Here is a 16,762-nt window from a genome sequence, read left to right on the forward strand (position 1 = left end):
GATGAAACAAATCCACGGTTGCCGGGTCAAACATATCGGGCAGAAACTCGCGTTTCTCCATCCCGACGCCATGTTCCCCCGTGATGGAACCGCCCATCTCGATACAAACTTTGATAATCCGGCTACAAACCTCTTCGGCTTTATCGAATTCGCCAGGGACGTTTCCGTCGTACAGGATCATCGGATGCAGATTGCCGTCTCCCGCATGAAACACATTGGCCACACGAATACCGACGTCACGCGAAATCTGTTGGATACGCACCAGTGCCTCGCCGAGCCGATTACGGGGAACCACTCCGTCTTGAACAAGGAAGTCGGGGCTGATGTGGCCGACCGCCGAAAACACGCACTTGCGGCCTTTCCAGATCGCCAATCGCTCGGCCAACGTCGTGGCGACGTGTTGAGCAAACGGATCGGTGCGTGCGATCACATCGCTCAACTGCTGCGTTTCGTGTTCGACTCGTTCTCGTGGTCCTTCAAGCTCAACGATCAGCACCGCAGCACAGCCTTTGGGATAACCACATGCAACAGCCGCCTCAGCAGCCTCGATCGACAAGGCATCCATGATCTCCATCGCACCGGGCAACAATCCCGATTCAATCACAGCCGACACGGCGTCGCCCGCAGCCTGCAGTGACCGATACCCCACCAGCACCGTGTGGAATTTCTCGGGTTTGGGTAACAGCCGCAACGTGATCTCGGTAGCGATTCCGAACAAACCTTCGCTGCCGGTAAACAATCCTGGAAAATCAGCGCCAATTGCATCGGTGCTTGCCGATCCCCAATCGACAACGTCGCCGTTTCCAAGCACCGCTTTGATACCCATCACATGGTTCGACGTCATGCCATATTTCAAACAGTGGGCTCCTCCCGAATTGAATGCGACATTACCACCGATCGTACAAACCGTTTGGCTCGACGGATCGGGGGCAAAATAGAGTCCATGTTTCGAAGCCGCCTCGGTGACTCTGATATTCACCACCCCAGGCTGCACGACAGCGGTTCGATTTACCGGATCGAGATCCAGGATCTTGTTCAACCGGTTCAGAGCGATCACGATGCCGTCGGCCACCGGCAGCGAGCCTCCCGACAAACTGGTCCCGCTGCCGCGAGCGACGAACGGGATCGCTTCGTCGTGACACCAGCGAACCGCCGCAATGACTTCGTCGGTCGATTCGGGAATCACGACGGCCAGTGGTTTTTGATGAAATGCCGTCAACCCATCCGATTCAAATGCAGCGTTAAACGCCGCATCTTGCCGAACCCGTTCGGGCGGCAAACGTTGGGTCAAACGTGCGAGAGCTTGCTGGGGGGAATTCATAGCCGCATTGTAGCAAACGGGAGAGATCAGCGATGGGGGACAAGCCGGGGTGGGGGATCAGCAGGGCAATCAAGCCACGGCAATCAAGCCAGGGCAGGAAGAACGGCGACAGATGCGTTCGGTCTATAGATTACCAGAAAGCGAACGCGTGCGGAGGGGATCGGATCACGGAGCGGCTTCGCACTTTCGCAACCCAATGTTTTCAGCGATTCTTAACGGTCTTTCCAATCGATGCCCGACATGTCGGCTAGCGCCATGGCGAGGGCGTGGGTGCCGAGGCGACCGTAGCCTTTGGCTTTCACCGATTGATACAGTTGTTCGGCCAACGCGAGTCCCGGCAATGAAAGTCCCATGCGACGACTTTCGCTGAGCACAATCCCCATGTCCTTGATGAAGTGTTCGACAAAGAAACCAGGATCAAAGTTGTTTTCGATGATGCGAGGACCGAGGTTGCTGAGAGACCAGCTTCCGGCGGCTCCGGAGCTGACGGATTGCATCACCGTTTCAAGGTTCAATCCGGCGCGGTGTGCATAGATCAATGCTTCACAAACTCCGATCATCCCGGTGGCGATCAAGGTTTGGTTGACCATCTTGGTGTGTTGACCGGCGCCGGCCGGGCCTTGGTGCACGATCGTTTTGCCCATCGCTTCGAAACACGGTTGCATCGCGGCCACGACGTCCGCATCGCCACCAATCATGATCGACAAGGCAGCGTTGCGAGCACCGAGATCGCCACCGGAAACCGGTGCATCGAGCGAATGCACTTGTTGCTGTTTGGCGAGGTTGCAAATCTCAACCGCTAGCGATGGATCGCTGGTGGTCATGTCGACAACAATGCTGCCAGCCCGCGCCCCCGCCAACACTCCGTCGTTCTTGCACAAGTAGACCTGGCGAACGTCGTGGGGAAAACCGACGATGGTAAAGACGACATCTGATTGTTCTGCGACGGCGCGAGGCGAATCGGCCCACGTCGCACCACGATCGATCAACGATTGAGCCTTGGCTTGGCTGCGATTATAGACGGTCGTCGCAAACCCCTTTTCGATTAGATGACCACACATACTGGCGCCCATCACGCCGGTGCCGATCCAACCGATACGTGTTTGCTGTGCAGAGATCTTCGTTAGCTGAGTCATCGACAATGGCCTTTTGAAAGGAGAGGCTGGGAAAGGGGGGGCGTGCAATCGTCGGCATCACCGTTGGATCGACTAAGCGAATCCGCCGGTCGTGGTCCAGAAAACCAGCAACATGCACAACCACACGATATCGAGGAAATGCCAGTACTGGGCGGCAAAATCGACAGGCCAATGCCGCTCGTGATCGTAGCGGCCTTGGACCAAACGCACCGACACCAAACCCAACGCGATGATTCCACCGGCAACATGCAATGCGTGCAAGAATGCCAGCACGATGACCATGCCGACTAACCCTTTGCCGTTGCCCTGTTGGACCGCGGGCCCCGACAACATGGTGTACATCGATAGAATTTGGAACCCGGTAAACACGATGGCCAATACCGCGCTGATGCCGATCAATACGGCAGTCAAAACGCGGCGTTCGCGGCGAATCATTCGAGTGGCAATATGCACCAGAAAACTGATTCCCAGCAAACACACTGTGCTGACCAGAAACGTCATCGGGATTGGCAACGCCGACAACGCATCGCCACGACGCGAATAGGCGTAGAACCCGTACAACAGGATGCTGGAAAGAAAGAAAACCAGCAACGATCCCAGGAACAACCATCCGCCCTGTTGGTAGCGACGGTCGGTCGGCAATCGGTCGATCGGAGGCTGTGTCGCGCTGGTTGGCATGAGAAATCTTGCGGTGGGAATTTCACGCAAGTGTAATCGAATCACCGAAAAAATATTAGGGGCGATCCGACCTCGGCTTATTGCAACAGCAGGACGAATCCGGCGATCGCGGCGGCTTCCATTATCACAGCTTTGGGCTCGGCCGGAAACGCATGAATTTGCTTTGGCATCATTTCACAGCTCGAACAATCCCCGGGCGACGCAACGCACCGGCACGCCGGCGTGGCGACCAAATGGTACGGCAGTGTTTTGACGTTGTACAGAAACTCAAACCCCGAGACGGCGTTCTGGAATACCCCGTAATGATCTCCACACCGTTCTAAATTTGCTTGCTCGAAATACAGCGGTAGGTGACAGAAGCCTGCGGTGTAGCGATCCGGCAGGGGACTACTGACGCCGGTGGCCAGTACGACAAGTGACGCTGTGTCGCCCCATTGGTTTGCGACGTTCGCCGCGGCGACGTTCTCAGGCACCTTCTTTTCGGGATCTCCCAGACCGACCCCGATGTGGTCGATCGGCTTCATCAACGCTTCCAATTCGCTGGCGAGCGAACCGTCCGGCGACACGTCGCGGCCGCTGCGATCCCGTTGCTGTCGATCACCATCACCGAGCAGCGCATCACCGAGCAATGCATCACCGAGCAGCACATCGGTATCGCTTTCGGTCTGCTCGATCAGTGATAACGGATCGGCATCGGGACGGACGAACACGACGACGGCACTCTCGGGCGTGACCGCCCCGTCCCCTACCTCCGGTACCTTAGGGGTGGACTCGATATTTTCGACGGGGTTCGACGCTGGAAACGTGGATTGTATGGCTTTTGCCGGAGCAGAAGCTAATTGGGGCTCGGAAAGTTGAATTTCCGGCGCCATTTCGATCCGCTGGGCAAAGGCTTCCCAAAACTCGCTGGTTTCTGCAACAACCTGGTTGCTATCGTCAGGGGATTCAGCAAGTGCGGAGTGAGTCAACGGAAACGAAGCGATTCCGATCGCCAGCGAGCGAAGGCAAAATTTGCGAATGCCAAGAATTGACACGGTTTTTAGGTGATTTGCCATCAATCGCAGCTTGCTTAGAGGAACGACCGGCTCGAGAACAACGTCTGAATCCTTCATCGAACCGCGACATTCCGAAGCCACAGCAAAATCGCGACAAGGCTCAGTTCCGCTATTACCGCTACAGATTGTCGGCGAAAACGTGACTCGAATGCATTTCAGAACTTTTCCGTTGCTGCAAACCAACACAGAAACGGTCACGTTTGCGCCAGTTCCTGGGGATCTGCGAGCTTGATTCGGCCTGCGGAATCGCCAGAAATTACAAATACGCAAGATCAAAACTTTCGCTTCCAGAACCCGTTTTTCTTCGGATAAAATGGCACAGCGACTATGATATTGGCCGCGACCGTTTTTCTTTGAAACCGCTATTTTCGCACATTTGTTGGTCCGTATGAATTCCGATCGTCGTCTATCGGCTGCTGCACGGCACGCGATCGATCGTCTGTGTCATTGGGCGCGGCGTGTGCGATCTCGAAGCGACACGTCCTGTCGCGCTGCGACGATGGTACCGCTGCCGATTCGCCACGCTCGCGGCTATCGGCCGATGCTGCGTCCGCTTGAACCACGGTTGGTACTGAATGCGACCGCCGAACTAAGTGGTCTGGGCGAACTGTTGATCACCGGCACGGCGGCCGCCGATACAGTGCAGTTGCAAGTCACCGGCGATGGTTCGCTGCAGCTTCGAGACGAAATCAACCAAATCATTCCGATCACGAATCATCCTGGGAATCCGAACGATCCATTAGCTGCCGCCGCAGTGACGTCGGGCCAAATTGTTGTGCGTCTTGGTGGTGGCGATGATACGTTCACAGCCGAGCTTCCATCAAATCTTAGCGTCACCGTGGTCGACGGCGACGGCAGCGACACGACCGAGTTGACATTCACCGATCGTGGCCCCGTCGGAACCGCAACGCACAGCATCGATTCCGAATCGATCACACTGGTTCAAGATTCCACAACGGTTTCGTTGTCTGACGACCATTTGGTTTTGACCGGCGATGTTTCGATTGGGACCATCAATGATGATTCGCTGATTGATGTAGGTACCGGTCGCTTCGATGTCGATGGACGCTTGATTCTGTCGGGGTCGGTCGACTTTATCGGTAGCGGTGGCAGTGTCGATCTACAAGACGCAGTGGTAACGTCCAACGCGGACAACGTGGATCTTAGCTTCGACTTGGGAACACAACCGACGGCGACGTTGGCATTCGGCGACACCGATGCCAGCGGCGGACGATTGTTGACCAATCTAAATTTTATCGATACGGCGGCCGATTCGTTGCAAAATAGCTCGATCGAGATCTCGGGTAATCTGGTTGTCCAAAACCAGGTCAACGCGATCCAAATCGGTGAGGTTGTCGACGCGGAAAACATCGATCTTGAAACCTCTAGCGATGTCTCGCTCGGGTTGGTCAACGCGACGCTCGGCGAGCTGTCGATTGCAGCGACCGGCAATGTCGTTGTCAACGGCACTGCGTCCATCGACAACGCTTTGGCAATCAACGCGAACGGTGGCAACGTCGATCTTAGCATGTTGTCGTTGAGCACCACTTCGGGTGGCGACATTTTTGCGATCGACAACGCGACGTCGGTGACGCTAGGCAATGTCGATGCAGCGGATGCGAACGTGTTGATCGGGCAAAGCGGCATCGTACAGGGTGACGTGACGCAATCCGACACGACACGGCTAAACATTAACCAACTAAGCATCCGCACGAACGGCATGATCGAGCTGACGTCGGCCGACAATGACATCGCCGTGGCGGAATCGCTTGATGCTAACGGTGACATCACGCTGGTCGATTCAGCCAATGGATTGGACGTGCGTCAGATCCGCTCGTCCGAGGGCAACGTCGAACTGCAGAGCACCGCTTCGGGTTTTGCACTATTGATCAGCGGGGCGATCGCAACCAGCGGCGGTGAGGTTCGCATTACCGCGGCCGAACAAATACGGATGCGCGAGACCGCCGCGATCAATGCAGGCGACGGAACCATTCGAATCGACGCCCAGGGCGATGTCACGCTCGGTGCCTTGGTGACCACCAATGCAACCGAAAACGCGGTGCGGATTCAGTCATTCGGTGGTGCGGTCCAGGACACCGGCGATACCGGAATCGATATCGATGCCAACTTTGGCCGAGCCACGATTACGGCGGCAACGGGAGTCGGCGATGGTAATCCGATCGAGCTTCGCGTTGCCGAGTTTGCTGCAAGCGTGACCGGTACCGGAGCCATTCTGGTCGTCGAACAAGATTCGCTGCGATTAGTCGACCTCGAAACGTTCGATGGTGAAATCAAGGTCACTGCTTCCGATTCGATTGTGATCGAAGACGAACGTCCTGAGCAGACGAACGGCGATTTTCAAGTTACGCCGAGATTGGTCGCTGGCGGCGCCGGCGGACGAATCTTCCTAGACGCGGGCAATGATGATGGCGATCGACTGCGTATCGGCAACGGTGTCGCCTTGGTCGCCTCGCAATCGAGTATCGGGGCGGTGCAGTTGGATGCGAACGCCATCGAATTTGGCGAACAGATTGAAATTCGCACGGGCGGCGATATCGGAGTGGCTCGCGTCTTTTCACCTCGGCCGGTTTTGCCTGCGGACCTAGCAACATCGGATTCTAGCGACCCGGCACAACCCGATGATGCGATCTTCGATCCCGCCGACGCAGCGTTTTATGACACTGCATCGATCGTGACCGATCGGCTAACCCAAGCATTGGGCAACGGTGGCGCCGGTGTGTTGACCATCGGCGTCGGACATGTCGGCGAACAAGGGTTGACGTTGAACATCGATTGGGGGGGTGAATTCCAGCGTTTCCAGCAAGTCGACTTGCTGGCCGGTGGCGAGTTACACCCGATCGAACATGCCTACACCGAACAAGATATTCTCGAATCACGATTGAACGGACGAACCTCGGCCACCGATCCTTTGGAGGTACGTTTCTCGGTCCGCCACCACGAATCGATTATCGTCACAGGGAACTCGGTCACACAAGGCTCGGCAGAAACGGAACAGGTCCAAAGCGGTGTCATCTCAGCAACCGACAACGACAATCCACTGCGTCCTGATCTTGACGAAACGATCATCCAGAACACGGTTGCCGACAACGCGACATTGTTGCACGTCAACGGACAAGCCCAATTCATCATTCCGTCGTTGACGATTCCCGTGGCCTTTTTCCCGGTTCGTAACGTCATTCCTGAACCCGAAACGCTTGAGATTTTCGTACGCCTCGAGAGCACCGTCGACCAAATCAATACAAATTTGCAAACCAGTGAAGCAGCGAGAGGATCCGCTGTGGTCCGCGACGAATATTTTCAAATCCGCGTGATCTCGCCTGACCCCGAAGGCGACGATTTGGCTGCGCCCAAACGATTGCAGGACACAATCTTGGAAGGCGACAACTTGAAACGCTTGTTTGCCAAATTGCCCGATGGTCGCTATGTGATCGAATACGTGTTAGGCGACGGCAACGAACGGATCATTATCCAAGCCGATGTGCGTAACGGAGAAGCGATCGATCTGGGCGATGAACTCGACGGCGGCTACTTGAAACTAAAAATGCTGGATTTGGTACCCCAGGACACCACGACTCCGGAGCAGTCGGATGCACCGGCCGGCGAAGAGGCCAGTGAACGGGATCCACTGGAACCTGACAACGGCGATGGCGACAACGACGTCTCGGCACTGGATCGCGGGATGAGGCGGCGCGTCGAGGGGGCAAACGCTGTTGTCAAACACGCTGGGGACAATACCGAATCGCAGCCAACCACAGGGCTCGCTACCGCAGCGGACGACCGACTGACCAAAGCCGCCCGATTCGCCCGCCTCGCTCGATCGCAATTCTAGAACCGTCATGGCAAACCAATCCTTTCCTCCGAATCCAGACTCAGGCGACGAGATTCCGCGAGATTCCGATCGGCAAAATCCGGCGCAGCGGGCGGGCGACAATCCGTCGCCATCGAACCCATCAAACCCAACGACGAACGAAGATACCGGACGCAACGAGACAGGGCGCAAGAATCCAGATCATAACAAAACGGATCCGCACACCACTCAAGATGATGCCGCGATAGACGAGACAATTCCCATTGATGACGATTCCGTATCGCCACCAAATGTTGTCCAATCGGGTGGCGGGACCGACGCGAATGTAGACCCTAGCGCGTTGACGGAGCAGATAGAACAAACGATCGACATGGACGAAGTTCAACCTTCGTCTAATGCGAATCAAAAAACACAATCGGACAACCAGGATCGAACACTCTCCGCAGCGGATTTGGAACAAACACTCGAAGTCGATGACGCCCCAACAGGGACGCGTGACCAACGATCAGCGCCTCGGCCGGGCGGATCGTCGCCACCTCCCAATCACACCGTTGCGATTGGGGCGATCCCCCAACCTGATGCAAAAGAGGCGCCCCAAGAACAGTCTGCAGAGAAACCTGTTGCCTCGGTGATGACGAGTCGCGAGATCGGAGCGACAATCAATCCGCGTGAATTGTCCGATGAGGACGCGGTGATGTGGGACTCGATCGCAAAATCAGAAACGCATCGCAACGAACCGAGCCAATTGGCTCCGGCGATCGAACGATCCCTCCGTGAAACCAACCTGCGGATCGTGCCTCGCAATGTCACCAAGGGACAGAGCACTGGCTCGGACGCATCCGATTACCAACTCGTGCGAATGCTTGGCAAAGGAGGCATGGGGAATGTCTACGTTGCCAAACAAGAGTCGCTCGACCGAATGATCGCGGTCAAAATCATTCGTCCGCTGGATCGGGAAAAACGCGAAAAACTACAAACCGCGGGACGGTTGGCGGATGTGGAACAAAACCGACGCCAGCAGTTTTTGTCCGAGGCGGTTGTCACGGGTGACTTAGACCATCCCAACATTGTCCCGATCCACGACATCGCAGTGATGGGAAATGATACTCTTTTCTATGCGATGAAGCGGGTGATTGGTACGCCTTGGAACAAGGTGATCGCTAAAAAAACTCGCGACGAAAATCTAGAGATCTTATTGAAAGTCGCCGACGCGGTCGGTTTTGCCCATACGCGAGGCGTAGTGCATCGCGACATCAAGCCCGAGAACATCATGTTGGGTGACTTTGGTGTCGTGATGGTGATGGACTGGGGATTGGCGCTGCCGACCGAAGCGTTCGAGAAACACGATTCGGTTTTTCCCGTTACCGGCCTTGGTGGGACTCCGGCATTTATGGCACCGGAGATGGCGACCGGACCGATTTCGCGAGTGACGGTCCGCAGCGATGTGTATTTGCTCGGTGCAACGCTATTCATGATCATCACGGGCGAAGCGCCTCATCATGGATCCAACGTTCGAGAATGCTTAAAGGCGGTTGCCAACAACGTCATTCGTGAAGTCGGCCCCACGCACCAAGGCGAATTGATGGATATCGCACTCAAGGCGATGGCCACCAATCCCCTGAAACGCTATCCCGATGTACCCGCATTTCAACAAGCAATTCGCGACTATCGCAGCCACGCCGAAAGTATCGCGTTGACCACCCGGGCATCGGACGATTTTGCCAAAGGAGTCGAGTCGAAACGATACGCCGATCTATCGCGGGCGATCTACGGATTCCAAGAGGCAATCACGCTGTGGGAAGGCAACCGCCGCGCCGCCGAAGGACTCGAACGATCCACGTTGCAATACGCCGAAATTGCGTTCAACAACGAAGATTACGACAATGCGATCCAGTTGCTCGATCCTGCTAACGCAGCGCACGCCGAACTGCTCGAGAAAGTCAACAATGCGATCCGCGAACGCGCGACACGGCAACGTCGCTTTCGCTGGCTCCGCCGCGCCGCAGTGGCGATGTTGATATTCATCTTAATCGGCAGCGGAGTGGCGACATGGATTATCTACGGGCAAAAACAAGTCGCCGTTGGTTTGATGGAGTTGGCCAATAGAGAAAAAGAGCTGACCAAACAAGCCAGTGATGAACTCGCCATCGCACTAAAACAAACACAAGCGAGTGAAGCATTTGCCCAAGAGCAAAAAAGGATAGCTAACACAAAAACGCGCGAGGCAGAGGAGAAAACTGAAATAGCGATCACGGCGTTGCAAGCCGAAACCGATGCGAAAAAGCGGCGTTAGCGGCCCAGCAGCAGGCCCGACGCCAACAACAAATTGCGGAATATGAAAGCTATGTATCGAACATTGGTTTGGCCAAGGCACGTATCGATCGTAATAATTTTGACAAAGCTCGAGAAACCTTGCGGACGATCGCGGAGCGGCGTACCGCATCAGGAACAGAATCAGCCGCGAGTGTTGATGCCACCGCGTCCAGCGACGATCGACCGTTGCCATGGGAATATCGCTGGTTGCTGAGACAGGTTTCGCCATCGCGTTCGACGTTGGAAACCGCTGCTCCCGTCGTCAGCTTGGCAACCGATCAATCCGGCCGCATCGCCGTCGCCGTGCTTAGCGACGGTACGATTGTCCGCTCCGTTTTGAACAACGCCAGCGAATTTGTGTCCCAGCAACCTCAACGCATCTCCAGCGGATCGGTCGTCGCCGTTGCGATCTCGGCGGATGCGAAGCAAATCGCATTGGGGATGGCATCAGGCGACATTGAACTGTGGGACGCATCGCTACAGAAATCCATTGGCAAACTTCATGGGCATACCCGAGCTGTATCGGATATGCGGTTTTTTGGCGACACGATGCTGGTTTCCGGATCGGATGATCGAACCGTGCGTCTTTGGGACATGCAATCGAAAACCGAGCAACTCGATTGCTGGCACATCACACCGGTGCGGCAACTCGATATTGCCGCCGAGCCCGGCGGAGCTTCATGGTTGCTTGCCGTTGCATCCGCCGACGCGTCGTCGGGTCATATCGCGGTGTGGCGAGTCCGCAACACCAACAACCAATGGAAGACCGAAGGCCCCGGGATTTTTGACCACCACGGTTCCCCCGTTTCCTCGGTTGCGTTAGCTCGTGATGGTCGGCTGGCTGCATCGGGTGACGAACAGGGCCGTGTGCTGATTTGGCGGCCCCATACGGTCACTCCGATTGATTACGATGCCGCAATCAGCTCCGCCATCCAGGACATTGAGTCAGCTGAAACACAAACGTCCTGGGGCGTTCCCGTCAACCGATCGCAACCATTCACATCAGTCGCGCTATCCGATCCGGCGTTTCGTCCGTCAAGCCAAAAACAAGCGGACGAACCCGAATATGATTCGTTGGCGCTTGATCCGATCGAAGCGGCACATCGAGACGTCGTCCGTGCCATCGAGTTTTCGTACGATGGTAACAAGATCCTCACCGCTGCCGACGACTACACCATCAAACTATGGCAAACTCAGTCACGTGATCTTGACCTTTCACTCCGCGGACATGGCGGCTGGGTCACCGAAGCAATGTTTTTGAATGACCAAACGGACCAAATCCTTTCGTCATCGATGGACCGTTCGCTACGAACGTGGAAGCCGCAATCCTACGTTGGCGATTCCGTCGCTACGCACCTTGTTGCTAAGAGTTCGGATGCAGCATCGACGGCGGACACTCCGGCTGCGGCAACGCGTGGACTCACTCGCCGGCAAGCACACGCGGACGAAATCTGGGCATGTCGCTTTAGCCCGGACGGCAAGCGATTGGTGACGTCTAGTCGCGACCGAACGGCAAAAGTCCTGCAAATCGACAGCGAAACGTTGGATTTGAAAGCGATCGGCAGTGTGATCACGGACACAACCGACAACGACCGCACAACACTCCGCGAAGGCACGACGTCGATCGTGATGTCATTGGCGGTCGATGCAACGCGTCGGCGACTGTACGTCGGCGGCGCCGATGCGGTCATTCGCGTCTGGGACATCGACCGAGGAACCGAGTTGGGCGAATTGCTGGGAACCGGACTCAATCAATCGTTTGCGTTATCGAAGAGCGGAAAGTACGTGTTGACAGGCTCGAGTTCCCCCGAACACAAAGGGTGGTTATTCGAAGTCAATCTGAACGGTCGTGCCGCTCCGACGCGGGTGTACCCGCTGGATAAACACACCGAAGCGATCACCGCGTTTGCCATCTCCGATGACGACGCTCGGTTGTTTACGGCCGACCGCGCCGGTCGCGGTTTTGTCTGGGACCGAGAATCAGGGCAAGTGATCGGTAAACCCATTGATCTATTACTTGGCAACCGCATCAACGACGCTCGTTTTACACCCGATGGCAAACATATCTTGGTGGCTTCGGACGACCAACTTTTGTCCGTGTTCGATCTCGAATCACGTACTCGCGTCGGGCAGATGAGCCACGATGGTTTTGTCACCTCCGTTTCGCTTTCAGCCGATGGTAAATTTGCGTTGACACTCAGCGAATTGACAACCCAGGACCGACTGCAGACGTCGGTGCATCTCTGGGATCTAGCTTCTGGTCAAGGTCGTCAATTGCAGCAAAGCGTGCTCGAGCGATCCAAGCGAGAACGTGCAAACGAACGATCCGCATCGAAAGACACTCGTTCTGATCAACGCATTGGATCGGTCGCGTTTGCCGACGCAGGGAACACCGCGATGGTTACAGTGGTTTCACGATCGAACCAACCAACTCGGGTTGACGCTTGGACGATTGGACCGGATTTGGAATCTGCGACTCGAACTACATCGATGGAGTTGCCAGCGGAACTTGCCGCCGCCGCTGCCATCAAACCGATCGATGACGAGCGATTTATTAGCCTGAATGGGGATGGCGCCTTCTTGTGGGATGTGCCCAAAGGCACCCACGTTCGCAGCTTTCGCGCGAATGCGGCGGTGGTTCAATCGAGTTTCTCGTGTGACGGAAACTACATCGCCACCGGGAGTCGATCGATCAAGATTTGGCACGGTGAAACGCTCCAGCCGCTAGGCAAGTTGGAAGTGGCGCATGACGGGCCCGTTCGCTCGGTTGAATTTGCACAGCAGCACCACCACGACGGCACGCCCGACTACCGACTTGTCTCCGGTGGGGACGATGGTTTCGTGCGTCTGTGGCGTTGGGATCCGCAAACACAGCAGGTATCGCCGCTATCCGAATTCGAATTCGGCGTTCCCGTTCGTTCGGTCACATTCGTAGCCGACGGATCTTCGCTGCTGGCCTGCGGTGCGGGTGGCGTGGCAAAACTTTGGAAAATTGAATCGGCTACAAATCCGCATGTCTTTCAGCGAGCGGATTCCGGCAACTTCGTTTGCGTTACCGCCTCGGACGATGGCCGATGGATTGCCGCGGGAAGCACCGAATCGGTAGCGTATCTGTGGCAAGTCCCTGAGCCGCATCAGCCGCTGCGGGCTCCGATCGAATTACGCGGTCATTCGCAAAGAGTCGAAGATATCGCGATTCTGCAAGACGCCAGCGGCGAGATGCGGGTTTTCACCGCCGGAGAAGATCAAACCGTCCGCGTTTGGGATCCGCGGATTGATCGATTTGACCGCAGCGAAATGGCATCGGACGAAAATTTCTCCGATGCCTATCTCGCTCGCGAATTGCTGTTGCTCGAGCAACATGGCTCGAGCGTCACTGCGGTGGATCTCACTGCAAGCGGCGAGCTTTTGATGACCGCCAGCCGCGATGGCACGGTGATCCTTTGGCCCGCTGAAATCACGCCCCGCTGAAATCACACCGCGGTGATCGAGTGAGCCCGGAGGACTACGCTCCCCCTTCATCGGTTGCGCGTTCTTCGGCCAATTCCTGTTCGCTCAATTCGACCGGAGCCAATTGTTTGTTTTCTTCGGTACCGCCGCAGCCGGTGAGGGTCAGCGTGCCAAACGAAATCCCGCAGAACAAGAGTGCCGATGCCAAAATATGTTTCATCATCATGTGAACCAAAATAGAGGTAGAAATAGAAAGAGGTGGTAAAAGTAAAACGGTGCAAGACACTTTCGTAGTGAATTGCACCGAGTGTTTCGAACGAGACGATTGATTACCGAGCGAAATCGACTCGGCATCCATCGCTTGACTTCAATCAATTAGAACTCGCCGTCGATCGTTTCCTTGTTCGCTCGTGTTCCCAAGGCTCCAAACAGGCCATAGGGGCTTTCGGCACCGGCGGGAAGCATCGTCGAGTCGCCAGGCATCACTGCGGGCGACGAGACATCACCACAATCGACCGAATCGGTAATGAATTTAACCGCACCATCCCCCATCAATACATGGGCGCCGCCTTGATGATGGCTGCCGGTCGGAGCTTGTCCTGAATTTTCCCAAGTTGCTCCGAAGCACAATTCGCTGTTAGGCGCTGTCGAGTAGCTGGTGCCGGTAAACAGTGGCAACGAATAGCACCAACGTGCCCCGCGTGACCGTGACGACGCGGTTTCCAGCGACGTCAGACTGGGTTTCCAAAACCGAGGCCGTTCAGGATCAAGGTCTGTTTTACATGCATCGGCGCGGCTTCGCACGCCTGTGCCGCCCCAACCGTGATTTTGATTGACGACCGTTCGCGCATCGTTGTCGCCGAGACCGTTAACGATCTCGCCCATCGCTACGGTGTTAGACAATCCATCCAACACATCGCGAAACTTGTTGTTGGCCCGAGGCACAAAGAAACCTCGCGTGCAGCCGCGGCGTTTTTCCATCACGTTTTGCTGCCATTTGCCTCCCGAGAACTCCCACAAACCGGCATGGGCGTAGCTCGGGGAATCACCGATACTGTTTGCTGCGTAATTCGTGGTCGCGATTCCCCAGCTCGATTCGGCGGGGTCGCTCGGGCAACGCAATCCGGCAACCTGCGTGCCCCACGGCTCGTAGGCTGATACCCAACCGGTCGGCCCCATCGCGGCCCAGCCTTGATACGGGTTGCTAATTTGTTCCCACAAACCTTGTTGTTCCATGTAAGGCAACATGCCGACCAAGAAACTCAGCCGACGCGCGTTGTGCCCCGGTTTAACATCTCCGGTGCCCTTGTCGGCTGCCGGATCAAACGTCCCGGTGCCCTGCATAGGCAGCTGCTTGTAAGCCGAGTGATAGTTGTGAAGCGCCAAACCCAGTTGTTTGAAGTTGTTGCTGCAGCTCATGCGACGCGCTGCTTCGCGAGCCGCCTGCACCGCCGGCAACAATAATCCTACGAGTACTCCGATGATCGCGATGACCACCAATAATTCCACCAATGTAAAACCACGTGGCTGTCGAGAAATTTTCATGCTGACACCTTGCAATGAAGAAAAGAAAACAGAGCCGATTCAAGACAAGAGAAAGGGCAAATAACACCTGTTGCAAAAAAGGACATCTACCGTGCTTCAGAGGAACGCGTTTGGAGACAATGTATAGAGAAAAAAACGAACCCCGCAGCTATGGGTAATTACCCCACGTAAACCTCGCTCTAACGCAACAGCAAGCATCGTTCGAAATGTTACCACCCGAGGGAGGTGACGGCAACCAAGTTTTTTGCGACGTAAGATTGTATTTTTTTACACCGCACAGACATGCTGCAATATTCCGATTGACCGCGACATTGGCGATTATCTCGGGATCGATTATTACCTCTCCCGCGTCGACAACGCAGTGAGTCGGTGCCGAGTTCGAGTGGGTAAACAAAATGCCATTAATTAAATGCTTTCCGATGGGTGTCCGTTCAATGCCATCTACTTTGGCACTAAACGGGTGGCGCTACCAAAGTAGATGGCATTGGGGGGCCGTTGGCGAGCTTTGGCACGTCGATGAAAAAGTGAACGGTTCATGGATCTCGCTCGCCATACGCTGGCAAATATGCGAGAATACACTGGTCAGTCGAACTTGAAATCAGCGGGACGTGAAATCGGCCCATCACATTGACCAGCGAAATGGCGGATGTTTAGCTTCATGCTTCTCCGCGGCATCGCCCAGGTGAATCCAATGCGAGTTTTAATCGTCGCAGGCGTGATGTTAATCACCGCGATCTTTGTTGGGGTTGGTGGAGCGTCGCTGATTGAATCGCCCGATTGGTTGGTCAATCTCTTTTTTGCGTTTGGAGCTGGCTTGGGTTTATTGCTGGGTAGCCTGTTATTGCGGCTGATCACTCCCAAACGAAAAGCTCCCACATCACGTCGCGATTCGCATCGCGAGGTTCCCGCAATCCCATTTCCTCGTCGCTTATCACGCTTCATGAGTGTTGTGCATACAGCAGATGAAGACGGCGATCGGTCACCGATGCCGATTTGGTCTCTACGTCAAAACGACCGACGGACGCCCCCAAAATCGCAACGTTTTATCCGCCAAATCCTAATGCGTATTCGTGCGATCCTGTCGCGAGGCTAGTCGCTTTACACTTGTGGTGGGAAACCAGTAGTCAGAAAGGGTTCACGGCTTGTTGAACTAGCCTGACTTTAGAATGCGTCGTTTAACCGTTAGCCGATAGGCGTACGCCAACGGCTACGAGTACGCCTACGGATGACTGTTAAACGATTAAATTAATAAGCCGTTTAGTGAAAGCGACTCGTGCTCGCAGCAGCATTTCCAATGACGATGGATATGAATCATTTGACCTCTACGAAAAACGCTATGTTTCGCGTGTGTGGTGTAACGAAGGTCTATGACATGGGGGAAGTGCAGGTCCAGGCGCTTCGCGGGATCAATCTGGAACTGTACGAACATGAATTT

Annotated in this window: 10 protein-coding genes; 4 read left to right on the forward strand and 6 right to left on the reverse strand. The window is 55.5% G+C overall.

Annotation, left to right across the window (positions count from 1 at the left end):
* From RMSM_RS35480 to RMSM_RS37740, 4 genes are all read right to left on the reverse strand, one after another.
* On the reverse strand, positions 1–1,321 hold a 1,321-nt coding region (locus RMSM_RS35480; protein ID WP_008709348.1), incomplete at its 3' end, for an FAD-binding oxidoreductase.
* 212 nt (positions 1,322–1,533) lie between these two features.
* Positions 1,534–2,457: an NAD(P)-dependent oxidoreductase gene (locus tag RMSM_RS35485; protein WP_008709351.1), complete on the reverse strand. Its 924-nt coding sequence runs from the start codon at positions 2,455–2,457 to the stop codon at positions 1,534–1,536.
* 72 nt (positions 2,458–2,529) lie between these two features.
* Positions 2,530–3,135, reverse strand: a complete 606-nt coding sequence (locus RMSM_RS35490; protein WP_040771307.1) for a cytochrome c oxidase subunit 3 — start codon at positions 3,133–3,135, stop codon at positions 2,530–2,532.
* 77 nt (positions 3,136–3,212) lie between these two features.
* A complete protein-coding gene (locus RMSM_RS37740; RefSeq protein ID WP_144058198.1) occupies positions 3,213–4,190 on the reverse strand; it encodes a hypothetical protein in 978 nt (325 codons plus the stop codon).
* Positions 4,191–4,578: 388 nt separating this feature from the next.
* On the opposite strand from RMSM_RS37740, the gene RMSM_RS35500 reads away from it, so the two are divergent.
* The 3 genes from RMSM_RS35500 (at position 4,579) to RMSM_RS35510 (ending at position 13,803) form a co-directional block, all read left to right on the forward strand.
* Positions 4,579–8,040, forward strand: a complete 3,462-nt coding sequence (locus RMSM_RS35500; protein WP_008709358.1) for a beta strand repeat-containing protein — start codon at positions 4,579–4,581, stop codon at positions 8,038–8,040.
* 7 nt (positions 8,041–8,047) lie between these two features.
* Positions 8,048–10,312, forward strand: a complete 2,265-nt coding sequence (locus tag RMSM_RS35505; protein ID WP_008709361.1) for a protein kinase domain-containing protein — start codon at positions 8,048–8,050, stop codon at positions 10,310–10,312.
* A 68-nt stretch (positions 10,313–10,380) separates the two neighbouring features.
* On the forward strand, positions 10,381–13,803 hold the full coding sequence (locus tag RMSM_RS35510; RefSeq protein ID WP_008709364.1) for a WD40 repeat domain-containing protein: 3,423 nt from the start codon (positions 10,381–10,383) through the stop codon (positions 13,801–13,803).
* Positions 13,804–13,837: 34 nt separating this feature from the next.
* Here the strand turns inward: RMSM_RS35510 and RMSM_RS41660 are convergent, their stop codons facing one another.
* Positions 13,838–14,005 carry a hypothetical protein gene (locus RMSM_RS41660; protein WP_236622435.1) on the reverse strand — a complete coding sequence of 56 codons (168 nt, stop codon included), beginning with the start codon at positions 14,003–14,005 and terminating at the stop codon, positions 13,838–13,840.
* A gap of 152 nt (positions 14,006–14,157) precedes the next feature.
* Positions 14,158–15,327 (reverse strand): DUF1559 domain-containing protein, encoded by a 1,170-nt coding sequence (locus RMSM_RS35520; protein WP_040771312.1) that lies wholly within the window; start codon positions 15,325–15,327, stop codon positions 14,158–14,160.
* A 691-nt stretch (positions 15,328–16,018) separates the two neighbouring features.
* Between RMSM_RS35520 and RMSM_RS35525 the strand changes: the two genes are divergently transcribed.
* Positions 16,019–16,420 carry a hypothetical protein gene (locus RMSM_RS35525; protein ID WP_144058199.1) on the forward strand — a complete coding sequence of 134 codons (402 nt, stop codon included), beginning with the start codon at positions 16,019–16,021 and terminating at the stop codon, positions 16,418–16,420.
* The last annotated feature ends 342 nt before the right edge of the window (positions 16,421–16,762 follow it).

It is taken from the genome of Rhodopirellula maiorica SM1 (assembly GCF_000346295.1).
Taxonomy (GTDB): domain Bacteria; phylum Planctomycetota; class Planctomycetia; order Pirellulales; family Pirellulaceae; genus Novipirellula; species Novipirellula maiorica.

Coding starts and splice junctions, on each gene's coding strand:
- RMSM_RS35485 (WP_008709351.1), bottom strand. CDS start 2,457: ATGACTCAGCTAACGAAGATCTCTGCACAGCAAACACGTATCGGTTGG.
- RMSM_RS35490 (WP_040771307.1), bottom strand. CDS start 3,135: ATGCCAACCAGCGCGACACAGCCTCCGATCGACCGATTGCCGACCGAC.
- RMSM_RS37740 (WP_144058198.1), bottom strand. CDS start 4,190: ATGGCAAATCACCTAAAAACCGTGTCAATTCTTGGCATTCGCAAATTT.
- RMSM_RS35500 (WP_008709358.1), top strand. CDS start 4,579: ATGAATTCCGATCGTCGTCTATCGGCTGCTGCACGGCACGCGATCGAT.
- RMSM_RS35505 (WP_008709361.1), top strand. CDS start 8,048: ATGGCAAACCAATCCTTTCCTCCGAATCCAGACTCAGGCGACGAGATT.
- RMSM_RS41660 (WP_236622435.1), bottom strand. CDS start 14,005: ATGATGAAACATATTTTGGCATCGGCACTCTTGTTCTGCGGGATTTCG.
- RMSM_RS35520 (WP_040771312.1), bottom strand. CDS start 15,327: ATGAAAATTTCTCGACAGCCACGTGGTTTTACATTGGTGGAATTATTG.
- RMSM_RS35525 (WP_144058199.1), top strand. CDS start 16,019: ATGCGAGTTTTAATCGTCGCAGGCGTGATGTTAATCACCGCGATCTTT.